General features: G+C 67.0%; 16 protein-coding genes. 7 read left to right on the top strand and 9 right to left on the bottom strand.

What is annotated here, in order from left to right; translation table 11 throughout:
• Positions 1 to 26: 26 nt before the first annotated feature.
• From ACFMPD_RS13430 to ACFMPD_RS13395, 8 genes are all read right to left on the bottom strand, one after another.
• The gene (locus ACFMPD_RS13430) at positions 27 to 1,040 is read right to left on the bottom strand and encodes a P1 family peptidase (protein WP_380995244.1); all 1,014 of its coding nucleotides are present in this window, start codon (positions 1,038 to 1,040) and stop codon (positions 27 to 29) included.
• Between the two features lie 97 nt (positions 1,041 to 1,137).
• Positions 1,138 to 1,884, bottom strand: a complete 747-nt coding sequence (locus tag ACFMPD_RS13425) for an SDR family oxidoreductase (protein WP_380995242.1) — start codon at positions 1,882 to 1,884, stop codon at positions 1,138 to 1,140.
• Positions 1,885 to 1,963: 79 nt separating this feature from the next.
• Positions 1,964 to 2,383 (bottom strand): alternative ribosome rescue aminoacyl-tRNA hydrolase ArfB, encoded by a 420-nt coding sequence (arfB, locus tag ACFMPD_RS13420; protein WP_380995378.1) that lies wholly within the window; start codon positions 2,381 to 2,383, stop codon positions 1,964 to 1,966.
• Positions 2,384 to 2,657: 274 nt separating this feature from the next.
• On the bottom strand, positions 2,658 to 3,287 hold the full coding sequence (locus tag ACFMPD_RS13415; RefSeq protein WP_380995240.1) for a queuosine precursor transporter: 630 nt from the start codon (positions 3,285 to 3,287) through the stop codon (positions 2,658 to 2,660).
• 64 nt (positions 3,288 to 3,351) lie between these two features.
• Positions 3,352 to 4,272 carry an esterase-like activity of phytase family protein gene (locus tag ACFMPD_RS13410; protein ID WP_380995237.1) on the bottom strand — a complete coding sequence of 307 codons (921 nt, stop codon included), beginning with the start codon at positions 4,270 to 4,272 and terminating at the stop codon, positions 3,352 to 3,354.
• Positions 4,245 to 5,132, bottom strand: a complete 888-nt coding sequence (gene mepA / locus ACFMPD_RS13405) for a penicillin-insensitive murein endopeptidase (protein ID WP_380995234.1) — start codon at positions 5,130 to 5,132, stop codon at positions 4,245 to 4,247. The genes ACFMPD_RS13410 and mepA overlap by 28 nt, the downstream gene beginning before the upstream one ends.
• Positions 5,129 to 6,496 carry an MFS transporter gene (locus tag ACFMPD_RS13400; RefSeq protein ID WP_380995231.1) on the bottom strand — a complete coding sequence of 456 codons (1,368 nt, stop codon included), beginning with the start codon at positions 6,494 to 6,496 and terminating at the stop codon, positions 5,129 to 5,131. Before ACFMPD_RS13400 ends, mepA begins: the two co-directional genes overlap by 4 nt.
• A gap of 46 nt (positions 6,497 to 6,542) precedes the next feature.
• Positions 6,543 to 7,091, bottom strand: a complete 549-nt coding sequence (locus tag ACFMPD_RS13395) for an acyl-CoA thioesterase (protein WP_380995228.1) — start codon at positions 7,089 to 7,091, stop codon at positions 6,543 to 6,545.
• 126 nt (positions 7,092 to 7,217) lie between these two features.
• On the opposite strand from ACFMPD_RS13395, the gene ACFMPD_RS13390 reads away from it, so the two are divergent.
• The 3 genes from ACFMPD_RS13390 (at position 7,218) to yaaA (ending at position 10,475) form a co-directional block, all read left to right on the top strand.
• On the top strand, positions 7,218 to 7,505 hold the full coding sequence (locus tag ACFMPD_RS13390) for a YggT family protein (protein WP_380995375.1): 288 nt from the start codon (positions 7,218 to 7,220) through the stop codon (positions 7,503 to 7,505).
• A 113-nt stretch (positions 7,506 to 7,618) separates the two neighbouring features.
• On the top strand, positions 7,619 to 9,658 hold the full coding sequence (recQ, locus tag ACFMPD_RS13385) for a DNA helicase RecQ (RefSeq protein ID WP_380995226.1): 2,040 nt from the start codon (positions 7,619 to 7,621) through the stop codon (positions 9,656 to 9,658).
• 28 nt (positions 9,659 to 9,686) lie between these two features.
• Complete coding sequence (gene yaaA / locus ACFMPD_RS13380; RefSeq protein ID WP_380995223.1) at positions 9,687 to 10,475, top strand: peroxide stress protein YaaA; 789 nt, start codon at positions 9,687 to 9,689, stop codon at positions 10,473 to 10,475.
• A gap of 32 nt (positions 10,476 to 10,507) precedes the next feature.
• Here yaaA and ACFMPD_RS13375 read toward each other — a convergent pair whose 3' ends face one another.
• Positions 10,508 to 12,952, bottom strand: a complete 2,445-nt coding sequence (locus ACFMPD_RS13375; protein ID WP_380995221.1) for a response regulator — start codon at positions 12,950 to 12,952, stop codon at positions 10,508 to 10,510.
• Between the two features lie 162 nt (positions 12,953 to 13,114).
• Between ACFMPD_RS13375 and ACFMPD_RS13370 the strand changes: the two genes are divergently transcribed.
• From ACFMPD_RS13370 to ACFMPD_RS17620, 4 genes are all read left to right on the top strand, one after another.
• On the top strand, positions 13,115 to 18,544 hold the full coding sequence (locus tag ACFMPD_RS13370; RefSeq protein ID WP_380995372.1) for an alpha-2-macroglobulin family protein: 5,430 nt from the start codon (positions 13,115 to 13,117) through the stop codon (positions 18,542 to 18,544).
• Positions 18,541 to 20,583 carry a penicillin-binding protein 1C gene (gene pbpC, locus ACFMPD_RS13365; protein ID WP_380995219.1) on the top strand — a complete coding sequence of 681 codons (2,043 nt, stop codon included), beginning with the start codon at positions 18,541 to 18,543 and terminating at the stop codon, positions 20,581 to 20,583. Before ACFMPD_RS13370 ends, pbpC begins: the two co-directional genes overlap by 4 nt.
• Positions 20,584 to 20,679: 96 nt before the next feature.
• The gene (locus ACFMPD_RS13360; RefSeq protein ID WP_380995216.1) at positions 20,680 to 21,186 is read left to right on the top strand and encodes a transposase; all 507 of its coding nucleotides are present in this window, start codon (positions 20,680 to 20,682) and stop codon (positions 21,184 to 21,186) included.
• Between the two features lie 22 nt (positions 21,187 to 21,208).
• Positions 21,209 to 21,410, top strand: a 202-nt coding sequence (locus ACFMPD_RS17620) for a GFA family protein (protein WP_476463240.1), incomplete at its 3' end; no start/stop codon positions are given.

Raw genomic sequence — 21,410 nt, 5'->3', positions numbered from 1 at the left:
TTGAGTCGCGCGGCGTAGGTAGTCGCTCAGGGCGGTTCTGGCAAGTCCATGTCCGACCAGCAGGGCAACAGATCGCCCGGGGCCGGCCGCGCCAGATACACCGCGCGGGCCACCGCCCGGGCGATGCACAGGGCGCCGGCATGGCCGATCTCGCGCAGCGCCTGCTCGGGTATCTGCATCGGACGCGCGTTGGTCGACACCGCAAAGATCAGATCACCGTCATTTGGCAGGTGCGACGGCAGGATGGCGCGCGCCAGGCCGTCATGGGCCACGGTTGCGATGCGCTTGGCCTGGGCCTTGGTCAGGGCGGCATCGGTAGCCACGATGCCGATGGCGGTATTGGCCAATTGCGCCATGGCACCGGCCTTGCGGCTTTCGAAACTGCGGCCCAGACCGGCGCGCGGATCGGGCCCCAGACCGCCGAACTCGCCGTCGATCTCAAACGGTGCGGCCCAGAAATGCCGCCCTCCCGGCGTGGTGACGCTGCCGACCGGGTTGGCGGCGATCAGCGCGCCGACGGTGATGCCGCTGTCCAGAACCAGCGAGGCCGAGCCCAAGCCGCCCTTTTGCATGCCGGTCAGTGCGCCGGTGCCGGCGCCGACACTGCCGAGATCGAAATCGGCGCGGGCATTGTCCAGCGCGGCGCGGCCCAGGGCCGGATAGGGGTTGTCGCGCCAGTCCTTGTTACCGCCGTTCAGCAGGTCGAACAGGATCGCGGCGGGGACCAGCGGAATGCGCAGATGCATCAGGGGCACGCCGCGGCCCTGATCGCGCAGCCCGGCAACCACGCCCGAGGCCGCGTCCAGTCCGTAGGTCGAGCCGCCCGACAGCACCAGAGCGTCGATCCCCGTCACCGATTTGTCGGGTTCCAGCAGATCGGTCTCGCGGGTACCGGGGGCACCGCCCGTGACGCAGTAGGACCCGGTCAGGGATCGTTGCCCTGTCAGCACGGTGACGCCGGATTTCAGCGCAGCGTCCTGGGCATTGCCGACCCGCAGGCCGGGAACGTCGGTGATCAGGTTGCGGGGGCCGGGAATCATCGGTCTGTCCTGTTCAGCGGCGCGCGCGATGCGCGCATTCGATGATTATGCGCCCGCAGGCGGGCGCGCAGAGGCGCCGGGATCAAACGGCCGGTCATCAGATGCACCGCCCGCCATCGACTTCGAGCGCGACGCCGGTGATCATGCTGGCCTCGTCCGAGCAGAGAAAACAGGCGGCGTTGCCCATGTCCTGCGGCTGGGAAAACCGGCCCAGCGGGATCGTCGCCAGGAATTTGTCGCGCATTTCGGGTGTGTCCTCGCCCATGAAGGTCTTGAGCAGCGGCGTCTCGCCGGCCACCGGGTTGATGGCGTTGACGCGCACCCCAAAGGGCGCCAGTTCCACCGCCATGGTGCGCGTGGCGGTGATCATCCAGCCCTTGGACGCGTTGTACCAGTTCAGGTTCGGGCGGGGCGACACCCCGGCGGTCGAGGCGACGTTCAGGATTGCCCCCTGGCGGCGCTGTTTCATGTGCGGCACCAGCGCGCGGGCCGTCAGGTAAACCGATTTCATGTTGACCCGAAAGACCCGGTCGAAATCGCCCTCGCCAATCTCTTCGAGCGGCGCGGGCAGATGGGTGACGCCGGCATTGTTGATCAGGATATCGAGCGTGCCAAAGCCGGCCAGCGCGGTTTCGGCCATGGCCTGTACGGAGGCGGCCTGACTGACATCGACGGTCTGCGCCACCGTCTGCGCCCCCAGTTCCTCGGCCATGGCCGCGGCGGCATCGCCATTCACATCGGCAATCATCACCCGGGCGCCTTCGGCGACGAATTTGCGCACGATACCGGCGCCAAACCCCGAGGCGCCTCCTGTGACGATGGCCGTCTTGCCCGCTAGTCGCATGCCCGCCCCTTTTCCGTACCGATCTGTTCGCAAGCAGCGTAGAACACCCGCCACGGCGGGACAATCTCACGCGTCGGGATCATTCATCGGGCACCGGACCGCGCAGCGCCTTGACCGCGCCGCGGGCCTTTTTCGCCTGCAGGCGGCGGCGCACCGAGCCTTTGGTGGGTTTCGTCGCAATGCGCCGTTTCGGTGCCACCAGCGCCCGGCGGATCAGTTCCGCCAGCCGGTCCCGGGCAATATCGCGGTTGCGCGCTTGGCTGCGGGTCTCGTCGCATTGAATGACCAGCGCGCCGTCGCGGGTCCAGCGGCGCCCCGACAGCCGTTTCAGCCGCGTCTTGACCGGGCCGGGCAGCGACGGGGACCGGGCGGCTTCGAACCGCAGCTCGACGGCGGTTGCCACCTTGTTGACATTCTGCCCGCCGGGGCCCGAGGCGCGCACGAAATGCTCGGTCAGTTCCCAGTCCTGGATTTCGATATCATCGGTCACGCGCAGCATGCTGTCCTGCATACAGGGTCGCGGCCGACAGAAAAAGGGCCACCCGATCATGCGGACGGCCCTTTCGAAAGTTCTTCGGAGGCAGGGTCGGAAGTCGGACCTTTGCCAGATCGTCCCGGGCGGGTGAACCGCCAAGGGTTGCCTCAGCCGGCAGCCCCCCGGATCGTTCCGACACCTCTCTCCAATACCTTTCTCGACACTGGATCACCTCCTTTTCCGTTGTTGATGCTGACCCGAGCGTGCCACGGGTCGGGCGAATCGCAAAGCGAAATCGTCACAGCCTGATCGAGGTGGCATCGAAACGCTGCACGATCAGGCGGAACGGGATCAGCGCGATCAGCGCCAGCGTCAGCTTGACCATCCAGTCCGCCAGCGCCAGCGAGACCCACAGCGGGACGACCGGGCCAAGACCCAACAGCGGCAGCGCCTCGTTGGCCCAGGTCACGTCATTGCCCGGCTCGATCCAGGCCAGTTGGGCGGAAAAGGCGATGGAAAAGAACAATATCGTGTCCACCGAAGAGCCGATCAGCGTCGAGGCCAGCGGTGCCTGCCACCAGATTCGGCGGCGCAGGGCGGAAAAGATACCCACATCCAGCAATTGCGCGGTCAGAAAGGCCAGACCCGAACCGACGGCGATGCGAAAGGTGACCAGCGGACCGTATTCGCCGATGATCTGGGTGCCGACCAGCGAGCAGAACACGCCGACCAGAAAACCGATGAAGACCACCGTGCGGGCCGGCCCGGCGCCATAGATGCGGTTCATCAGGTCGGTGACCAGAAAGGCCAGGGGATAGGTAAAGGCGCCCCAGGTCAGCCATTGGCCAAACAGGAACTGGACGAGGATGTTCGAGGCCATGACGATGGCCGCCATGGCAAGAATGCCGGGAAGATGTGCGCGCGTCATTTCGGATGCCCGTTTTTTCAAGGTTGCGGCGACTTGGCCCGGCCAAGCGGCGGGCGCGTGCCTGCTAGCGGCTGACGGCGGAATGCGCAACCCCGTCCTGCCCATCCTGCAATACGTATTCCACCAGTTCGGTACGCTGCAGGAAAAAGAAATTGTCATCCGCGATCATCGTCAGGCGCAGCCGGCCCCCTGCGTCGCGCCAGATCGCCAGGCCTTCGAGATTGTCATGGGTGCCGGTTGCCGTCTGCAATTCGCAGCGTTCATCGCGGGCGCCGGTCTCGCTCAGGCGCCAACTGCGGACCCGGCTGCGAAAGCCGAACAGATTATAGCCGCGTTCGAGCACATAAAAACGCCCATCGGGGCCGAAATCGGCGCCGACCGGCAGAAAACGGTCATCGCCGATCAGGTCAAAGGGCTGGCTCCAGACACCGTTCTGCCAGCGATACAGCGGAATCCGCCCCTGGGCGTCCTGCCCGTCTTCGGGCAGGGCAAACAGCCGGCCGGCCGCGTCGATTGCCAGCGCCTCGAAACCGCCATTGCGCGGCATGTCGCGAAACCCGGCGGCCCTGTGCAGCCCGCGCGAGGCCGTGGTCGGGGTGGCGTAGTGGGACACCCGGTGCACGCGCTCGAACGAGATGAACAGACTGTCATCCGGGGCGATGGCCAGCCCCTCGGAATCGACGATATGACCGATCAGCAACGCGCCGTTCTGGCCGCGCAGCCGCGCCCAACGTCGCGGCACGACGCCGGTGATCCGGCCAGCCTGGCGCTGCAACGTGGCAAAGACGACGCGGGCGCGGTCGGTAATGGCAATCATCCGCTGCCCGTCGCCGGACAGTTCGAGGCCGGAAAACCCACCGAACCCGTCGCGCGGCAGGTCCCAGGTAAAGCTGCCAAGCAGTTCGGCCCGTTGACAGGCAGCCCGGGCCGGGGCGCTGGCCACGAGCAGCGCCGCGATCAGTCCGAGCGCAGGACCGAGGCGCATTGTCTGGGCAGATCGGCCAGCACGTATTCACGGCGCGGCTTGGCCTTGGGGGCTTTGGGGTCCCGGGGTTTCGGCGGCGGCGGGTTCAGGATGTTGTTGACCCATTGCTGAGCCTCGGCGCAGCCGTCGCCGCGTGGCGGCGGGTTCTGGTCGATGCAGCCGCGCATGCCGCGCGGGCAGGCCAGCCGCACGTGGAAATGATAGTGGTGACCCCACCAGGGGCGCACCTTGCGCAGCCATTTGCGGTTGCCCTTTTCATCCTTGCACATCTGCACCTTGGCGCCGGGAAAGACGAAGATCCGCGCCACCCGGCGATCCATCGCGGCCTCGCGGATGATGCGGTGATGCGCGCGGCTCCAATTGTCGTTGACATAGGCGCCCTTGGCACGGCGCAGCGACACTGACGAAATTTTTTCGCGGGTGCGTTTGGACAGGTTCAGGCGCGAGGTCGGCAGCATCCAGATATCGATATCCAGACCGATCTGATGACTGCGGTGGCCCGAGAGCATCGGCCCGCCGCGCGGTTGGCTGATATCGCCGATATACAAGCCCGTCCAGCCCGGTTGCTGGGCGGCGAACCGGCTGAGATCCTTGATGAAATCGATGGTTTCGGGCTGGCCCCAATTTCGGTTGCGCGACAGGCGCATGGCTTGCCAGGTGGGTCCGGACTCGGGCAGTTGTACCGCCCCGGCCATGCAGCCCTTGGCATAGCTGCCGAACGGGGCCGGCGATTGCCGGCTGGCCGTGGTCTCGGCGCCAAAGAGCTGCTTGGCCAGCGGCGCGGCGGACAGGGGCGGGGCAGAGGGAGGCAGGGCCAGCGCAAGGCCCAGGACAATGGCAGAAAGGCGCAAAAAGGTCATCGGGTCTGATCTCCTTCGGCTTTTACCCAGATTAGCAAAATGAGGCCGGTGATAAACAGGGCAATCACCGGTGAAATTCCCAGCCTTGCGCTGCCGGTCCAGGTGGTGACCAGGCCGATCAGCGCCGGCGCCATAAAGGCGGTCGCCCGGCCGGACAGGCCGTAAAGGCCAAAGCTCTCGGTCGGGGCGTCCGGGTGGGAATGGCGCACCATCAGGCTGCGGCTGGCGGATTGCAGGACACCGCCAAACCCGCCGATCAACACGCCGCAGACAAAAAAGACCGTGTCCGGCAGGGTCGATCCCGGTGCCAGCGCCACGCCGAAAATCTGGCTGCGCGACATGCTGATGATGGTCAGGCAGACCAGCATCAGAATGCAGATCGAAAAGACGATGACCGGTTTCGGCCCGAACCGTTTGTCCGCACCGCCGCCGATCCAGCAAAACAGCGCCGAGGACAACACCGCGACGATGCCGAAAATGCCGATGGCGGTGATTTCCCAGCCCAGCACCAGCCGCGCATAGACGCCGCCAAACCCGTACAGCCCGTTCAGTGCGTCGCGATAGAACATCGACGAGCCCAGATAGGCCGACAGGCTGATCCGGTGCCGCAGGCTGGCCAGCAGCCGCCCCAGCGTGGCAAAGGCCTCTGCCACGCTGCCCGGCGGACCGGTGCGCGGGGTATCGCGCACCCACAGGAAATACGGGATCATGAACAGTGCGTACCACAGTGCGGTAAACGGTCCGACGAACCGCGTACCCTGTTTCTGGCCGGCATCCAGGCCAAAGGCCGGGTCCAGCCCGATCAGGGTCTTGCCGTTGGCCTGTTCGACAAACAGCAGCAGCATGATCGCCAGCGCCATCAGCCCGCCGGCATAGCCAAAGGCAAACCCCGAGCCCGAAATCTTGCCGATCTCGTCGGCAGGACCCAGATCGGGCAGCTGCGAATTGATGAAGATCAGCGCGTATTCCGCTCCGACAAAGCCCAGGCCAAAGGCGAACAGACCCAGCCACAACCCGGCGCCGCCGGGCGTTGCCCACCAAAGCGCCGTCGCGCCCGCCACATACATCAGCGAAAACAGCGCGATCCAGGGAATGCGCCGCCCGGTGGTGTCGGCCAGCGCCCCCAGGATCGGCGCGCCGAACCCGATCAGCAAGCCGGTGACGGTCAGGCACAACGACCACAGGCACTGGGCGCGGGCGCCCGCCGCCTCGCTGTCCAGTCCCAGCGTGGCGAAATGCTCGGCCGCCATGCCGGCGAAATAGGGGCCAAAGACAAAGGTGACCAGCAGCGTGTGGTATGGTTGGCTGGCCCAGTCGAAAAAGAACCAGCCCCAGATGCGCTTGCGCGCGGAAATCGTCGCCATGCCTGCCTCGCCTTATGGTTGACGCATAAGACAGGGGTTTGCTGCGTCAATCAAGCGCGTCCTGCATCGGTGGCCAGGGACGGCCGGCATCGGCGTGGCACCAGCCGGCGATCCAGTCCGGCATCTCGGGCGACTGCGCCCCGGACCGGCCCATTGCCGCCAGTACCCGGTCGATCGGAACGATGCCGTTCCGATCGGTCACCGCGGCGCGGAACAATACGTGGCTGGCGCATTCGCCGCTGCGTTTCCACATCGTCTGTTCCAGATAGAGGAACCGGTCGTCCCAGCACACCGCGCGGCTGCGCATCTCGAACCGTTCAAAGCCCCGGATGCGCCGGCGGAACCGCACGCTGCTGCCGGCCATGGTCATGCCCCAGCGGTTTTGCGTCACCGCCCGGACCAACCCGACCCGCTGGGCGTTCATGCTGCGCCCCAGGTCGTACAGGGTCATCGCCCGGCCGTTGTTCAGCTCCATCCACAGATCCAGATCCCAGGGCCAGCAGATGTGCCGGGATACATGCGTGCCGGTCAGGGGCAGCGGCGGCTGGCGACGGGCGATCAGCATGTCCTTTATCAGGCGAAAGACAGGAAACATGGCACTCTCCTCTTGTCGTGCCTTCTGTGTCGCCACCCCGCCGGGCACGTCAACCGCAACCTTGCGGCAGGCTTGCCCTTTGGCCGGCAGGACCTTAGGTGAGAGCGACAACAAATGAGGATGCCCATGCAGTCGCTGTTTCAAATCCTGATGCTGATCCTGGACGTGGTCTGGTTCTTTATCATCGCTCACGTGATCATGAGCTGGTTGATCAATTTTCAGGTTCTGAACCTGCGCCAGCCGCTGGTGGCGCAGATCTGGAACGCGCTGCAACGTATTCTCGAACCGCTCTATGCCCCGGTGCGCCGCATCCTGCCGCCGATGCAGGGGCTGGACCTGGCGCCGCTGGTGGTCCTGCTGGGGGTCTTTGCCCTGCGCATCATCCTGGTCAACAACATGGGCGCATTCTACTGATCCGCACCCCACGCGTCGCCGACCGGAATCCAACGGGTCTTGTTCCGCAAATCCGGGTGTGAGACTGTGCCCGGCAAGAGCAGACAGACAAGAACTTGAATGAGGCCACCGGCATGCTGGACGCTGCCCCGCTTTTGCGCGACGTTTTCGGCTTTGATGCCTTTCGCCCGGGCCAAGCCGAGATCGTGCAGGCCGTCGCCGCCGGTGAAAACGTGCTGGCGATCATGCCCACCGGGGGCGGTAAATCCCTGTGTTTTCAATTGCCGGCGCTGCTGCGCGACGGGGTGACGGTGGTAATCTCGCCGCTGATCGCGCTGATGCGCGACCAGGTGCGCGCGCTGCAAGAGGCCGGGGTCTGTGCCGGCGCGCTGACCTCGGGCAACACGCCCGAGGAAACCGATGCGGTCTGGCAGGCGCTGGACCGGGGCGAGTTGAAACTGCTTTACATGGCGCCGGAACGTCTGGCGGCGGGGTCGGTCAGCGGCATGTTGCGGCGCGCCGGTGTTGGACTGATCGCCGTGGACGAGGCGCATTGCGTCAGCCAGTGGGGCCATGATTTCCGCCCGGATTACCTGCGCATCGGTTCATTGCGCAAGACGCTGAACGTACCGCTGGCCGCCTTTACCGCCACGGCCGATGCCGAAACCCGCGACGAGATCGTGCAAAAGCTGTTTGACGGCACGCCGCCGCGGCAATTCCTGCACGGGTTCGATCGTCCCAACATCCATCTGGCCTTTGCCGCAAAGAACGGCCCGCGCCGGCAGATTCTGGAATTTGCCGCTGCCCGGCGCGGCCAGTCCGGCATTGTCTATTGCGGCACAAGGGCAAAGACCGAGACCCTGGCCCGGGCGCTGGCCGAGGACGGCCACAGCACCTGCCACTATCATGGCGGCATGGAGGCCGAGGACCGGCGCATCGTCGAAACCCGCTTTGCCCGCGAGGACGGGCTGATCGTGGTGGCGACCGTGGCATTTGGCATGGGCATCGACAAGCCCGATATCCGCTGGGTCGCCCATGCCGACCTGCCCAAGAGCATCGAGGCCTATTACCAGGAGATCGGCCGGGCCGGGCGCGATGGCGCCCCGGCCGAAACCCTGACGCTGTTCGGCGCCGATGATATCCGCCTGCGCCGCGCCCAGATCGACGAGGGGCTGGCCCCGCCCGAACGCCGCGGCGCGGATCATGGCCGTCTGAACGCGCTGCTGGGTCTGGCCGAAGCGCTGAAATGCCGCCGGCAGACCCTGTTGGGCTATTTCGGCGAGACCGCAGACCCTTGTGGCAACTGCGATCTCTGTGACACGCCGCCTGACGTGTTTGACGCCACCATCGCCGTGCGCAAGGCGCTGTCGGCGATCCTGCGCACCGAGGAATGGTTCGGTGCCGGGCATCTGATCGACATCCTGACCGGCGCGGATACCGACAAGATCCGGGCGCGCTGCCACGACCAACTGCCCACCTATGGCTGCGGCACCGAGTTTGACAAACGCCAATGGCAGGCGGTGTTCCGGCAGATGATGGGGCATGATCTGGTGCGCCCCGATCCGGCGCGCCACGGTGCCCTGCGCATGACCGAAGCGGCACGCCCGATCCTGCGTGGCGAGGCTGAAATCAGCCTGCGCCGCGACACGATCCGCAAGGCGGCGCGGCGCCCGGCGGTAAAATCGCTGGTCTCGGACGAGGACGCGCCGCTGTTGTCGGCCCTCAAGGCCAAGCGCCGGGCGCTGGCCGAGGCCGCGCGCGTGCCGGCCTATGTCATCTTTCCCGACCGCACGCTGATCGAGATGGCGGAAACCCGCCCCGACACGCTGGATGCCATGGCCCGGATCGGCGGCGTCGGGGCAAAAAAGCTGGAACGCTATGGCGCGCTGTTTCTCGAGGTGATCACCGGGGCCGCCCAAGCGCTGCATCCGGCCCGGCGCAAGCTGGCCGGGCGCGCGGCCGGGTCGGTGTTTGACTCGCTGCTGGCGGTGCAGACCGATCTGGCGCGCGGCCCGGATGGCACCGAGAAGCCCCTCAGCTGCTCGGCGGCATTGCTGGCCAAGGTCGCACAGATGCACCCCCAGGACGAGACCGGGCTGCGCCGGCTGTTGGGCGAGCGCCGCGCCGACCGGTTCGCCGCCGCCTTTCTGGACGTGCTGCGCGCGGCAGGCTAGACCGGTCGCGGCAGAAAAGGGGACAATCATGCTGGTGGTGATCTCTCCGGCCAAGCGGCTGGACTGGGCAGAACGCAACGTGGCAATGACCGAGCCGGCTTTTCAGGCCGACGCGGTCCGGCTGGCAAGGACCATGCGCAACCTGACGCTGGGCGATTTGCGCCGGCTGATGGCGCTCAGCCCGGACCTGGCGCGGCTGAACCGCGACCGGTTCCGCGCCTTTGCCGATGCGCCCGCGCCCGAGGCGACCCGCCCGGCGGCCTTGGCCTTTGCCGGCGACACCTATCAGGGGCTCGAAGCCGTGTCTCTGGAACCCGATGAACTGGATTGGGCGCAGGATCATCTGCGCATCCTTTCGGGTCTATACGGCCTGTTGCGCCCGCTGGACGCGATCCAGCCCTACCGGCTGGAGATGGGCAGCCGGCTGCGCACCCGGCGCGGCGCGACGCTGTATGAATATTGGCGGGACCAGATCGCGGTGGCGCTGAACGCGCAGGCCGCCGAGATCGGTACCGATGTGCTGATCAATTGCGCCAGTCAGGAATATTTTCGCGCCGTCGCACCGGGGGTGCTGAAACCGCGGGTGATCACGCCGGTCTTTTACGAGGACAAACCGGGCGGACCCAAGATCGTCAGCTTTTTCGCAAAAAAGGCGCGTGGCGCGATGGCGCGGTTCATCATCCGCAACCGGCTGGTCGATCCGGCGTCCCTGTGCGCGTTCGACACGGGCGGCTATGCCTTTCAGCCGGAACTGTCCCGACCCGATGCGCCGGTGTTTCTGCGGCGCGACGCGACCGCCAGCGACCAGGTGGCCTGACGGACGGCGCTGTGCCGGGTTGCACCGCGTGTTCAGGCGCCGGAGGCGGGGGCAGAGGAGGGATCGGGCAGGGTCAAGGGCTGGGTCTCTGCGGGACGGCACTGGGCGATCCGGTCGTGAATCGCCACCTTGCGCAGCGGCTTGGTCATGAAATAGTCCAGACCTTCGGCCAGAATCTCGTCGGAATCGCCGTCCAGTGCATGCGCGGTCAGGGCCACGATAGGCACGTGACTCGCACCGTCCTTTTCCAGTTTTCGAATTTCCCGAGTCGCCTCTTTGCCGTCCATCTTGGGCATCGAAATGTCCATAAAGATCATGTCCGGCTGAAACGCGCCAAAGGCCTGGACCGCCTCGATACCGTTATTGGCGATCTCAAGCTCGATATTCAGATCCTTGAGCATCTTGCGCAACACCAGTTGGTTGGTCCGGTTGTCTTCGGCGGCCAGCACCCGCATGCGGCGCTGCGCGGGGGCGGCGGCAGGGCTGTCGGCCGGCGCGTCGGGCGTCTCGGCCGGGGCCGTTTCGGCCTCCGGGGCGGTATCCTGTCCGCTGTCAGCGACGATATGCAGCCGCGCGGCAGGCCGCCGAAAGCGCAAGGGCGGCGCGTCGTCACCCGCGGGCATGTCACGCGGTGCGACAGGGTCCGCCGATGCCGCCGGTTCCGTCGGCGCTACAGGCACGCCGGGCGCCGGGATGGCGGGGCTGGCGGCGGGTTGAGCGACCAAGTCGGCGGTGCCGCTGTCCGTGCCGGGGGGCATGATGTCGGCCAGGCGCGCAAGCAGCTCGAGACGCGGAAAGGGTTTTTGCAACAGTCCCTGAACATAGCGGAAGGACGGGTCGTTCTGGGCAAATCCGGCGCTGGAACTGATCAGGACGAACGGCACCTCTGACCAGTTGGCCCGGCGCAATTCCTCGACCAGTTCCAGCCCGTCCATGTCTGGCATGTTGTGATCGCTCAGGATCAGGTCGATATCGGCGCTCATCGATTGCAGCGCCTCGGCGCCCGACGCGCAGCTGGTTACCTTGACACCCAACTGCGTCATCTGCTTTTCCAATATTGCACGGTTGGTCGGATGATCGTCGACCACCATCACATGCCGCAAGCTTTCAGGCAGTTGCGGCGGTGCGGGCTGCTCGCCCCCGGCCAGGTTCAGCGGCATTCGGAAACCAAAGCACGAGCCCTTGCCTTCTTCGCTTTCGACCCAGATGTCGCCGCCCATCATGGTGATCAGCCGCTTGCTGATCGCCAGACCCAGTCCGGTGCCCTCGAACTGGCGGTTCTGCTCGTCTTCGACCTGGTTGAATTCGCCGAAGATGTGATTGACCTTGCTTTCCGGGATGCCGATGCCGGTATCCTCGATCGAGACATGGATCGCGCTGGCCTGACCGCCCTGATGCGGCACGCCTGTGATGCGGATCATTACATGGCCCTGCAAAGTGAATTTCAGCGCATTGCCCACCAGATTTGTCAGCACCTGCCGGATGCGCCCGGGATCACCGACAAAGCGTGTCGGCAGGAACAGGTCGTAGTCGATGAGCAGCGGCAGCCCCTTGTCGCGTGCGATCGGCTGCAGCAGCATCACCACCTCGTGCACACAGCGTTCCAGATCGAATTCCTCGGGATGCAGGACCAGCTTGTCGGCCTCGATCTTGGAATAGTCCAGGACGTCGTTGATGATCACCAGCAGCGCTTCGCCCGAGCTTTTGATGGTGTTGACATAGAGGCGCTGTTCTTCGTCCAGCGGCGTGTCGGTCAACAGGTCGGCCATGCCGACCACACCGTTCATCGGGGTGCGGATCTCGTGGCTCATGTTGGCCAGAAAGGCAGATTTTGCGCGGTTTGCGGATTCGGCCTTTTGCCGGGCCTTCTTCAACTGGGCTTCGTATCGCACGGTCGGAGTGATATTCAGGGCCAGGCTGACCACGTCACCGCCATTTCCGCGCTGGTCGATCAGCTTGATGTACTGATTGTTCCACATGCGGATGACGATGGGGTCGGGATTGGGATGCAGCCAGCGTTCGGTCATCATCGCGCGCCATTCATCCGGCGTCAGGTTCTGGGTATTGACCAGTCCCTCGTCGGTCATGATCTGCAGAATGCGCATGTAGTTGACGCCAGGCGCGACCTCTTCGAGCCCGTCAAAGGCGTTGAAATACGAGGTATTGGCCCCGATCAGCAGGCTGTCGGCGTCGAAAAAAGCGAACCCGTCCTGGATCGTCTGGATCGAATGCCACAGGCGGCGCTCTGCGATTTCTATCTTCTGATGGGCGACCGACAGGTCGGATTTTACCTTTTCGTTCTCGTCCCGGACCGTCGCCACCTCGGCCTGGGTCTCGTCAATCTGACGGGTCAGGGCCAGCGCGTGGCGCCCGAGTTTTCGGTTGGCGGCCGACAATTCGGCCTGTTTCAATTCCAGCAAACGCTCGGCGGCAAGGCGCGAGCGCCGTTCCTCGGCAAGCTTGTTGGCAAGGCTCATGCGTGCAGGCTCCGCAGTTAGCCCAGAGGGGCAGTTGGTAGCGGCAGCATCGGACGGTGGGGTGAACAAGTGCTTAAAGTCCCGCTGGTTATGCGAATCCTTGCATGCGATGCGCGGCGCATGGCACGGTTTTGGCAAAAGCAGGAGGCGGATATGCCGGCGATGGGTCTGAGGTTTGCGGTTTGCGTGTTTGTCTGGGCGGTCACCGCCATCGCGGTGTCGGCGGAACCGGCCGTACCCGATTACCGCTATGTCACGACCCGCGACACGGATTTTCACGGCCGCGATCTCGAGCCGCTGTTTGAGACCGATCTGACCCGCTGCGCGCGGGCCTGCACACTCAACCCGGATTGCACCGGCTTTACCTTCAATTCGCGCGCAAGTGCCTGTTTTCCAAAGCGCGCGGTCGAGCGCCAAAGCGCCTATCCGGGGGCGATCTCGGCGATCAAGACGGCGACGGATGGGACGGTTCTGCGATCGGCATCGGCGCGCCGGGACCAGTTGGCGTTTCTCGGGGATGCGATGCTGGATGCCGCCGCAATTCAGGCCCGCGACCTGGGGCTGCGTCATGCCGCGGGTGGCGCAGATGCCAAACTTGCACGCGACACCGCACAGGCCCGGCGCGCGGCCGGGCGACGTGAACAGGCGGCGGCATGGGCCGGGGTTGCAACGGTGCTGAGCGATGGCGCGGCGGATTGGGCCGACTATGCCGAGTCGTTGCTGGCGGTGCACAGCGACCGCTCCGACGCGGCGCGGCGCCTCGCCGAACGGGCCGCCGGGGCGGCGATCAATGCCTATCTGCGGGCACTGGACCCTGACAGCCAGGCCGACGCGCTGCGCCTGCTGGCGCCGGCGTTGCAGCGGCTGGGGCGGGGCCGCGACTCGATCCCGGCGCTGCGTCTGGCGCAGAGCACCGCGCCACGGGCCGACACCGCCGAGGCGCTGCGCCGGGCCGTGGGAAAGTACGGCTTTCGGGTGCAAAACAGCACGGTGGAAAGCGACAGTGCAGCGCCGCGCATCTGCGCGGAATTCTCGGAACCTTTGGTGCGGGCGGGCGTGGATTACGAACCTTTTGTACAAATGCCCGCCGCCGGGCTGGTGGTTCAGGCCGAGGGGTCGCAGCTGTGTATCGATGGGGTCGAACACGGCAAGCGCTATCGCGTCACGCTGCGCGCCGGCCTGCCCGCCGCCAGCGGCGAAGCCTTGGCCGAAGATGTCGAACTGACGCATTACGTGCGTGATCGCGGGCCGTTGGTGCGTTTTCCTGGTCGCGCCTATGTGCTGCCCAGATCGGCGGATGCGGCGCTGCCGATCGAAACCGTCAATCTTGACCGGGTCGAGCTGCGCCTGCGCCGGATCAGCGACCGCAACTTGTTGCGCGCGGTCCAGGACGGTTATTTCGGGCGGCCGCTGTCGCAATGGCAAGAGCAGACCTTTGCAGGTGAAATCGCCGAAGAGATCTGGACCGGCAGCGCGACGGTCGGCAACACGCTGAATCGCGCGGTGACAACGCGCTTGCCGATGTCTGCGGCCATCGCCGGCCGCCCGGCGGGCATCTATGCGCTGACCGCGCGGGTGCCCGGGGCCGATCCCTATGATGATCCGGGCGCAACGCAATGGTTCGTGCTGTCCGATTTGGGTATCAGCAGCCTGTCCGGCAGCGACGGGATGCATGTGACGGTGCGGGGGCTGGCGGATGCCCGGCCCCGCGCCGGGGTGGCGGTGACGCTGGTGTCGCGCGCCAACGCGGTATTGGGGCGCGCGGTCACCGACAATCAGGGCCAGGCGCATTTCCCGCCGGGCCTGTCGCGCGGCACCGGCGGCGCGGCGCCCGCCCTGTTGCTGGCCGAGCAGGCCGACGCGGATATCGGCTTTTTGTCGCTGACCGATCCGGCTTTTGATCTGTCCGACCGTGGCGTGGCCGGGCGTCCGGCGGCGGGGCCGGTGGATGTCTTCCTGACCACCGATCGCGGCGCCTATCGCGCGGGCGAGACGGTGCATGTCACCGCCCTGGCGCGCGATGGCGACGCGGTGGCCATCGAGGGTCTGCCGTTGATCGCGGTACTCAGCCGGCCGGATGGGGTGGAATATCTGCGCCGGGTGACGGATGGCGGTGTAGGCGGAGGCCATGTCTTTGCCCTGCCCATCGGCGCCGATGCCCCGCGCGGCACCTGGCGGTTGCAGATCAAGAGCGACCCCAAGGCGCCGGCCCTGGCCAGCCAGAGCCTGCTGGTCGAGGATTTTCTGCCGGAACGGATCGATTTCGATCTGGCGCTGCCCGACGCGGCGCTGCGTCCGACCGACCGCCCGGTTCTGCGGATCGCGGCGCGGTATCTCTTTGGCGCGCCGGGCGCCGATCTGGCCATCGAGGGCGAGGTCAGCCTGCGCCCGGCGGACACTCTGGCGGCATGGCCGGGGTACCGCTTTGGCCGCCACGACGCGCCGGGACGGACGGTCAGCCAGGGGTTTTCCGGTCAGCGCACCGATGCGCGCGGACAGGCCGGCGTGGCGCTGGACCTGCCGCAAGCCGAACCGGCTGGCCGGCCCATGCAATTGACGGTGACGGCGCGGCTGTCCGATGGCTCGGCCCGGCCTGTCGAGCGTCAGCTGACCGCACCGGTGCAGCCCGGCACGGCGGTGATCGGCGTCAAGCCGCTGTTTGACGGGATGGTGCCCGAGGGCGGCGAGGCCGGGTTCCAGGTGATCGGGCTGGCGCCGGATCTGGCGCCGCTGCCGCTGCGGGTGCGCTGGACGCTGAATCGCGTCGAAACCCGGTATCAGTGGTATCAGCTCTATGGCAACTGGAACTGGGAGCCGACGACCCGGCGCAGCCGCATCGCCACCGGAGAGGCGACGCTGAACGGCCCGCTGACGCTGAACCAGCCGGTTGAATGGGGCGAATACGAATTGCTGGTCGAACGGCTGGATGGCGACTATGCCGCGACGTCGGTGTCGTTCCATGCCGGCTGGTATGCCCCGGCGGATGCGTCCTCCACGCCTGACCGGCTGCAAATGTCGCTGGACCGCGACAGCTATCGCCCCGGCGACACGGCGCGGTTGCGCATCGTGGCCGGCACCGCCGGTATGGCGCAGGTGGCGGTGATGTCGCATCGTCTGATCCACCGCCAAGAGGTGGCGGTCGAGGCCGGGGAAACGGTGATTCCGCTGCCGGTCACCGCCGATTGGGGCACCGGCGCCTATGTCAGCGCTGCGGTGATCCGGCCGATGGACGCGGCCGCGGGGCAGAACCCGACCCGCGCGCTTGGTCTGGTCCATGCCCGGATCGAGCCGGTCGGAAAACGGCTGCAGGTGGCCATCGACGTGCCGGATGTGGCCGAACCGCGCCAGACCCAGCGCGCAAGGATCGCGGTCACCGGCGCCGCTGCGGGCGAAGAGGTCTGGCTGACCCTGGCCGCCGTCGATCTGGGCATTCTCAACCTGACCGGCTTTGCCAGCCCCGACCCCAGCGGCCACTATTTCGGCCAGCGCCGGCTGGGGATGGAGCTGCGCGACGTCTATGGCCGTCTCATCGATGGTATGAACGGCGCGCTGGGCGCGGTGCGTTCGGGGGGCGATGTCGGCGCGGCGATGCGGCTGCAGTCGCCGCCGCCCACTCAGGCGCTGATGGCGACATTCAGCGGGCCGGTGCAGGTCGGCCCGGAGGGCGAGACCTTTGTGAATATCGATCTGCCGGCCTTCAACGGCACGGTGCGGCTGATGGCCGTGGCCTGGTCGCGCTCGGCGGTCGGGCAGGCCGAGGCCGACATGGTGGTGCGCGATCCCGTGGTGGTGACCGCCAGCCTGCCGACTTTCCTGGCGCCCGGCGATAGCAGCCGCATTCGGCTGGACGTGCGCCATGCCGATGGTCCGGCGGGTGCGATGCGGCTGGCGCTGGCCGCGGATGACGCGGTTTTGCGCCTTGGGGCCGCGCCTGATGCGTTCGAACTGGCAGCAGGCGGCAAGGCGGTGTTCGAGGTGCCGATCACCGCCGTGACGGTCGGCGATTCTGCGGTCGAACTGGTCCTGACCACGCCCGACGGGCGGGCATTGCGCCAAAGCCTGACGGTACCGGTGCGCAGCAACGACCCGGTGGTGGCGCGGACCCGACGCTTTGCGCTGGACCCGGGCGGCACCTTTGCCTTTAGCGGCGATGTTCTGGCCGATCTGCGGCCGGGCACCGGCAAGGCGCTGCTGTCCGCCGGGCCGCTGGCGAAATTCGACGCACCAGGTCTGCTGGCGATGCTCGACCGCTATCCCTATGGCTGCACCGAACAGGTGACATCGCAGGCTTTGCCGCTGCTCTACCTGTCCTCTGTGGCGCAGGCGGCAGGGCTGGGCGACGGCCCCCGCGTCGCGGCGCGACTGGAGGCGGCGATCGCCCGGGTGCTGACGCGACAGGCCGCCAATGGCGCTTTTGGCCTGTGGCGGGCGGAGCCGGGCGATTTCTGGCTGGATGCCTATGTCACCGACTTTCTCAGCCGGGCCCGCGCGCAGGGGCATGCCGTGCCGGCCCGCGCCTTTGGACAGGCGCTGGACAACCTGCGCAACCGTATCAACTATGCGCCGGATTTCGACAGCGGTGGCGAGGATATCGCCTATGGGCTGATGGTGCTCGCCCGCGAGGGCCAGGCGGCGATGGGCGATCTGCGCTATTATGCCGACGTCAAGGCCCAGGCCTTTGCCACGCCGCTGGCGGCGGCACAGCTGGGGGCGGCGCTGGCGTTCTACGGCGATCCGGTGCGGGCCGATGCCATGTTTGCCCGCGCCGGGCGGATGATCGAGGCGCAAAAGGCCGAGCCGCACCGCTGGCGCAGCGATTACGGCACCGGGCTGCGCGATGCCGCCGGGGTGCTGGCGCTGGCCGCCGAGGCCGGCAGCCAGACCATCGATACCGACCGGCTGAGCGATCGGATCGGCCGCGCCGATGCGCCTCTGTCCACGCAGGAGGCGGCCTGGTCGCTGCTGGCCGCACAGGCGCTGGTGGCCGCACCGGGCGGGTCGGGCCTGCTGGTCGATGGACAGCCGGCCACCGGCCCGTTTGTCGAGGTGGTGCACAGGTCAAGCCCGCCGCGAAATCTGGCGATCCGCGCGGCGGACGGGCAGGCCACAGAGATCACGCTGACGACGCTTGGCGTGCCTCTGATCGCGCCCGAGGCGGGGGGTACAGGCTATGCGATCAGCCGCAGCTATTACACGCTGCAGGGCGCACCTGTGGACGGCAATGCTCTGGCGGTCGGTGACCGGGTGGTCACGGTTCTGCGCGTGACACCGGTCGAAAAATCCGCCGCCCGGCTGATCATCGACGATCCGCTGCCCGCCGGGGTCGAGATCGACAACCCCAATCTGCTGCGGGCCGGTGATGTGCGGGCGCTGGACTGGCTGACCCCATCGGTGGCGGAACATGCCGAGTTTCGCAGCGACCGCTTTGTTGCCGCCGTCGATCTGCGCGGGGCGGATAGCGTAACGCTGGCCTATATCGCCCGGGCGGTGACACCGGGCCGCTATCATCACCCGGCGGCGTCGGTCCAGGACATGTACCGTCCGCGCTATCGCGCCCGCACGGCGACCGGGCGCATGCTGGTCACCGAATGAGGCGCGGCGCGCTGATCGCGCTGAGCGGGCTGCTGTTCGCGGCGGCGCTGGTGCGCGATGCCGCCGATGCCTGGATCGACGCCACGGTTCTGCCGCCGATCGCGGCCGAAACCTCGACCGAGTCTCGCGACCGCGACGGTGTTCTGCTGCGGGCCTATACGGTGCAGGACGGGGTCTGGCGGCTGGCCCCGCAGCTATCGGCGGTCGATGCCGGTTACCTGCGGATGCTGCTGCGCTATGAGGACAAACGCTTCTGGCAGCACCGGGGTGTCGATCCGGTGGCGATGCTGCGGGCCGCGTGGCAGGCGCTGCGCACCGGACGCGCGGTCTCCGGCGGCTCGACCCTGACGATGCAGGTGGCGCGGCTGCTTGAGGATGGCAGCACCGGCAGATGGGCCGGCAAGCTGCGCCAGATCCGCCTGGCGCTGGCGCTGGAACGACGGCTGGACAAGCGCCGGATCCTGACGCTGTACCTGACGCACGCGCCCTTTGGCGGCAATCTCGAAGGCATCCGCGCCGCCAGCCTGGCCTGGTTCGGCAAAGAGCCGCGGCGCCTGACGGCGGCGCAATCGGCGCTGCTGGTGGCCTTGCCGCAATCGCCGGAAACCCGCCGGCCCGACCGCCACCCGGGCACGGCGCGTGCGGCGCGCGACCGGGTGCTGGCGCGACTGGCGGGCCATGGGGTATTGCCGCCGGGGCAGGCCGCCATCGCCGCGCGGGCGCCGCTGCCGCACCGCATGCGGGCCTTTCCGCAGCTGGCCGCGCATCTGAGCGACCGGATCCGGGCGGCGAACCCGGCGGTGCGGCGTCATGATCTGACGTTGCGGGCGCCGATACAGGCCGCATTGCGCAGACTGCTGGCCGAAGCCGCCGCCGAGGCCGGGCCGCGCCTGTCGGCAGCGCTGGTGGCGGTGGACCATCACACTGGCCAGATCGTCGCCTCGGTCGGCTCGCCCGCTTATGCCGCCAGCGGCGGGCGGCAGGGATATGTCGACATGACCCGGGCGATCCGTTCGCCGGGATCGACCCTGAAACCGTTGATCTACGGGCTGGCCTTTGATCAGGGGCTTGTGCATCCCGAAAGTCTGATCCGCGACGCGCCGGTCACTTTTGGCCGCTATGCGCCGGCCAATTTCGATGGCCGGTTTCGGGGTGATATCCGGGTGCGCGAAGCGCTGCAGCAGTCGCTGAACATCCCCGTGGTCAAGTTGACCCGTGACCTGGGACCGGCGCGGATCATGGCGGCGCTGCGCCGCTCCGGGGCCGCGCCGCGCCTGCCCGGGGGACGGCCGGGGCTGGCGATCTCGCTGGGCGGGGTGGGCGTCAGCCTGCACGATCTGGTCCAGCTCTATGCGGCTCTGGCACAGGGCGGGCAGGGGCCGATGCTGCGGGCGCGGCAGGCGGCGACATTGCAAACCGGGCAGCGGCTGATGTCGGAGGTGGCGGCCTGGCAGGTCGGCGACATCCTGTCCGGACTTGCGCCGCCGCCGGGCGCGCCGGCCGGGATGCTGGCCTATAAGACGGGTACCTCCTATGGCCACCGGGATGCCTGGGCCATCGGCTATGACGGGCAACATGTGATCGGGGTCTGGATGGGCCGTGCCGACGGTACGCCGGTGCCCGGCGCCTTTGGCGGCGAGCTGGCGGCGCCGGTGCTGTTTCAGGCCTTTGGCCGCCTGAAACCTCGGACCGCACCGCTGCCGCCGCCACCGCCCGCGACGCTGATTGCGGCTACCGCCGATCTGCCGCCGCCGCTGCGGCGGTTTCGCCCGCGCAACACACCCGAGACCGCTTCCCCGGATGCGCCACAGCTGTTGTTTCCGCCCGACGGCGCGGTGCTGGCTCTTGCGGGCGGGCCGGTGACGATCAAGCTGCGCGGCGGCGCACCGCCCTATCTGGTGCTTGCCGACGGGCGCCCCGTGGCCACCCTCCAGCGCCGGGCCGAGTTTGACATTCCCAGCCCCGGACGCGGATTTTCCACGCTGGTCGTGATCGATGGCGAGGGTCGGTCAGACCGGGCGACAGTGCGCCTGAAATAGCGGTCTTGCAAAGCCACGCCCTTGGCGGTTTTCGCCCTGCCTGAAGTCCGATGAGAAAAGGCGGCGGTCCTGCGTGGAGAGCTGTCGAGCGTTCATGTGCATGTGTTCGTCTCGGTGCCGCCCAAGGCGGTGGCCAGCGGCCTGGTGTGCAAGATGAAGGGCCGTTCGTCCTGCGGGATGCAACGAGAGTTTCCAGCCATCCGCAGGCGCGACAGGGGCTGCCGGTTTTGGGTCAGGGGTATTTTTCCCGACCGGCCATTGCGCCAATGTCGGAGACATCGTGCGTCAGGGCTTGCAACATCACATTGCCGGTCCTTCCGGTGCCAGCCGGCCGTCGTTCGGTCTGTAGGTAGAGCCACGGCGCCTCACGTTCCGTTATTGCAGCCATTGCATGTGATCCGGCCCCCTGTTCCGGTCCTGTTTCTTTCTTGTGAAAGAGTCACCGCCCGCAGTCGGGCCACAGCGGTTTTTCCCTGCGACGTGATCACCGCCGTGGAGAAAGGGCAAAGAACCAAACAGAGCTTTCCTGTTATCGGGGGCTGCAAAAGAGGCAGGTTGCGCGCGATTCGACTGAGAATGCGTGGGAATGGGGCCGTGTCGTGATCCCGCCATAGCACATTGAATAATGTTCCTGTGTGGCGGTTTTCGGGCAGGGACGGTCAACAGGATGATCCAGGCCAGAGGTTGTTGCAAGGCGGTGAAATTCGAACTGGCGGCAAAGCCGTCGATGCTGGGAACGTGCCGTTGCTCCCGGTGCCGCAAAGTGGGCGCCAGCGCCATCGTCTTTGTCAAACAAGAAGACCGGCTGCGCGTTATTTATCTGGTAT

It is taken from the genome of Sedimentitalea sediminis (genome assembly GCF_042687825.1).
Lineage (GTDB): Bacteria > Pseudomonadota > Alphaproteobacteria > Rhodobacterales > Rhodobacteraceae > Sedimentitalea.
Note: the sequence above shows the minus strand (reverse complement) of the source record. Positions and strands in the feature narration are given on the sequence as shown.

Coding starts and splice junctions, on each gene's coding strand:
- ACFMPD_RS13425 (WP_380995242.1), bottom strand. CDS start 1,884: ATGCGACTAGCGGGCAAGACGGCCATCGTCACAGGAGGCGCCTCGGGG.
- ACFMPD_RS13395 (WP_380995228.1), bottom strand. CDS start 7,091: ATGTTTCCTGTCTTTCGCCTGATAAAGGACATGCTGATCGCCCGTCGC.
- ACFMPD_RS13410 (WP_380995237.1), bottom strand. CDS start 4,272: ATGCGCCTCGGTCCTGCGCTCGGACTGATCGCGGCGCTGCTCGTGGCC.
- ACFMPD_RS13370 (WP_380995372.1), top strand. CDS start 13,115: ATGGGTCTGAGGTTTGCGGTTTGCGTGTTTGTCTGGGCGGTCACCGCC.
- yaaA (WP_380995223.1), top strand. CDS start 9,687: ATGCTGGTGGTGATCTCTCCGGCCAAGCGGCTGGACTGGGCAGAACGC.
- ACFMPD_RS13375 (WP_380995221.1), bottom strand. CDS start 12,952: ATGAGCCTTGCCAACAAGCTTGCCGAGGAACGGCGCTCGCGCCTTGCC.
- ACFMPD_RS13415 (WP_380995240.1), bottom strand. CDS start 3,287: ATGACGCGCGCACATCTTCCCGGCATTCTTGCCATGGCGGCCATCGTC.
- mepA (WP_380995234.1), bottom strand. CDS start 5,132: ATGACCTTTTTGCGCCTTTCTGCCATTGTCCTGGGCCTTGCGCTGGCC.
- ACFMPD_RS13390 (WP_380995375.1), top strand. CDS start 7,218: ATGCAGTCGCTGTTTCAAATCCTGATGCTGATCCTGGACGTGGTCTGG.
- pbpC (WP_380995219.1), top strand. CDS start 18,541: ATGAGGCGCGGCGCGCTGATCGCGCTGAGCGGGCTGCTGTTCGCGGCG.
- recQ (WP_380995226.1), top strand. CDS start 7,619: ATGCTGGACGCTGCCCCGCTTTTGCGCGACGTTTTCGGCTTTGATGCC.
- ACFMPD_RS13400 (WP_380995231.1), bottom strand. CDS start 6,496: ATGGCGACGATTTCCGCGCGCAAGCGCATCTGGGGCTGGTTCTTTTTC.
- ACFMPD_RS13430 (WP_380995244.1), bottom strand. CDS start 1,040: ATGATTCCCGGCCCCCGCAACCTGATCACCGACGTTCCCGGCCTGCGG.
- arfB (WP_380995378.1), bottom strand. CDS start 2,383: ATGCTGCGCGTGACCGATGATATCGAAATCCAGGACTGGGAACTGACC.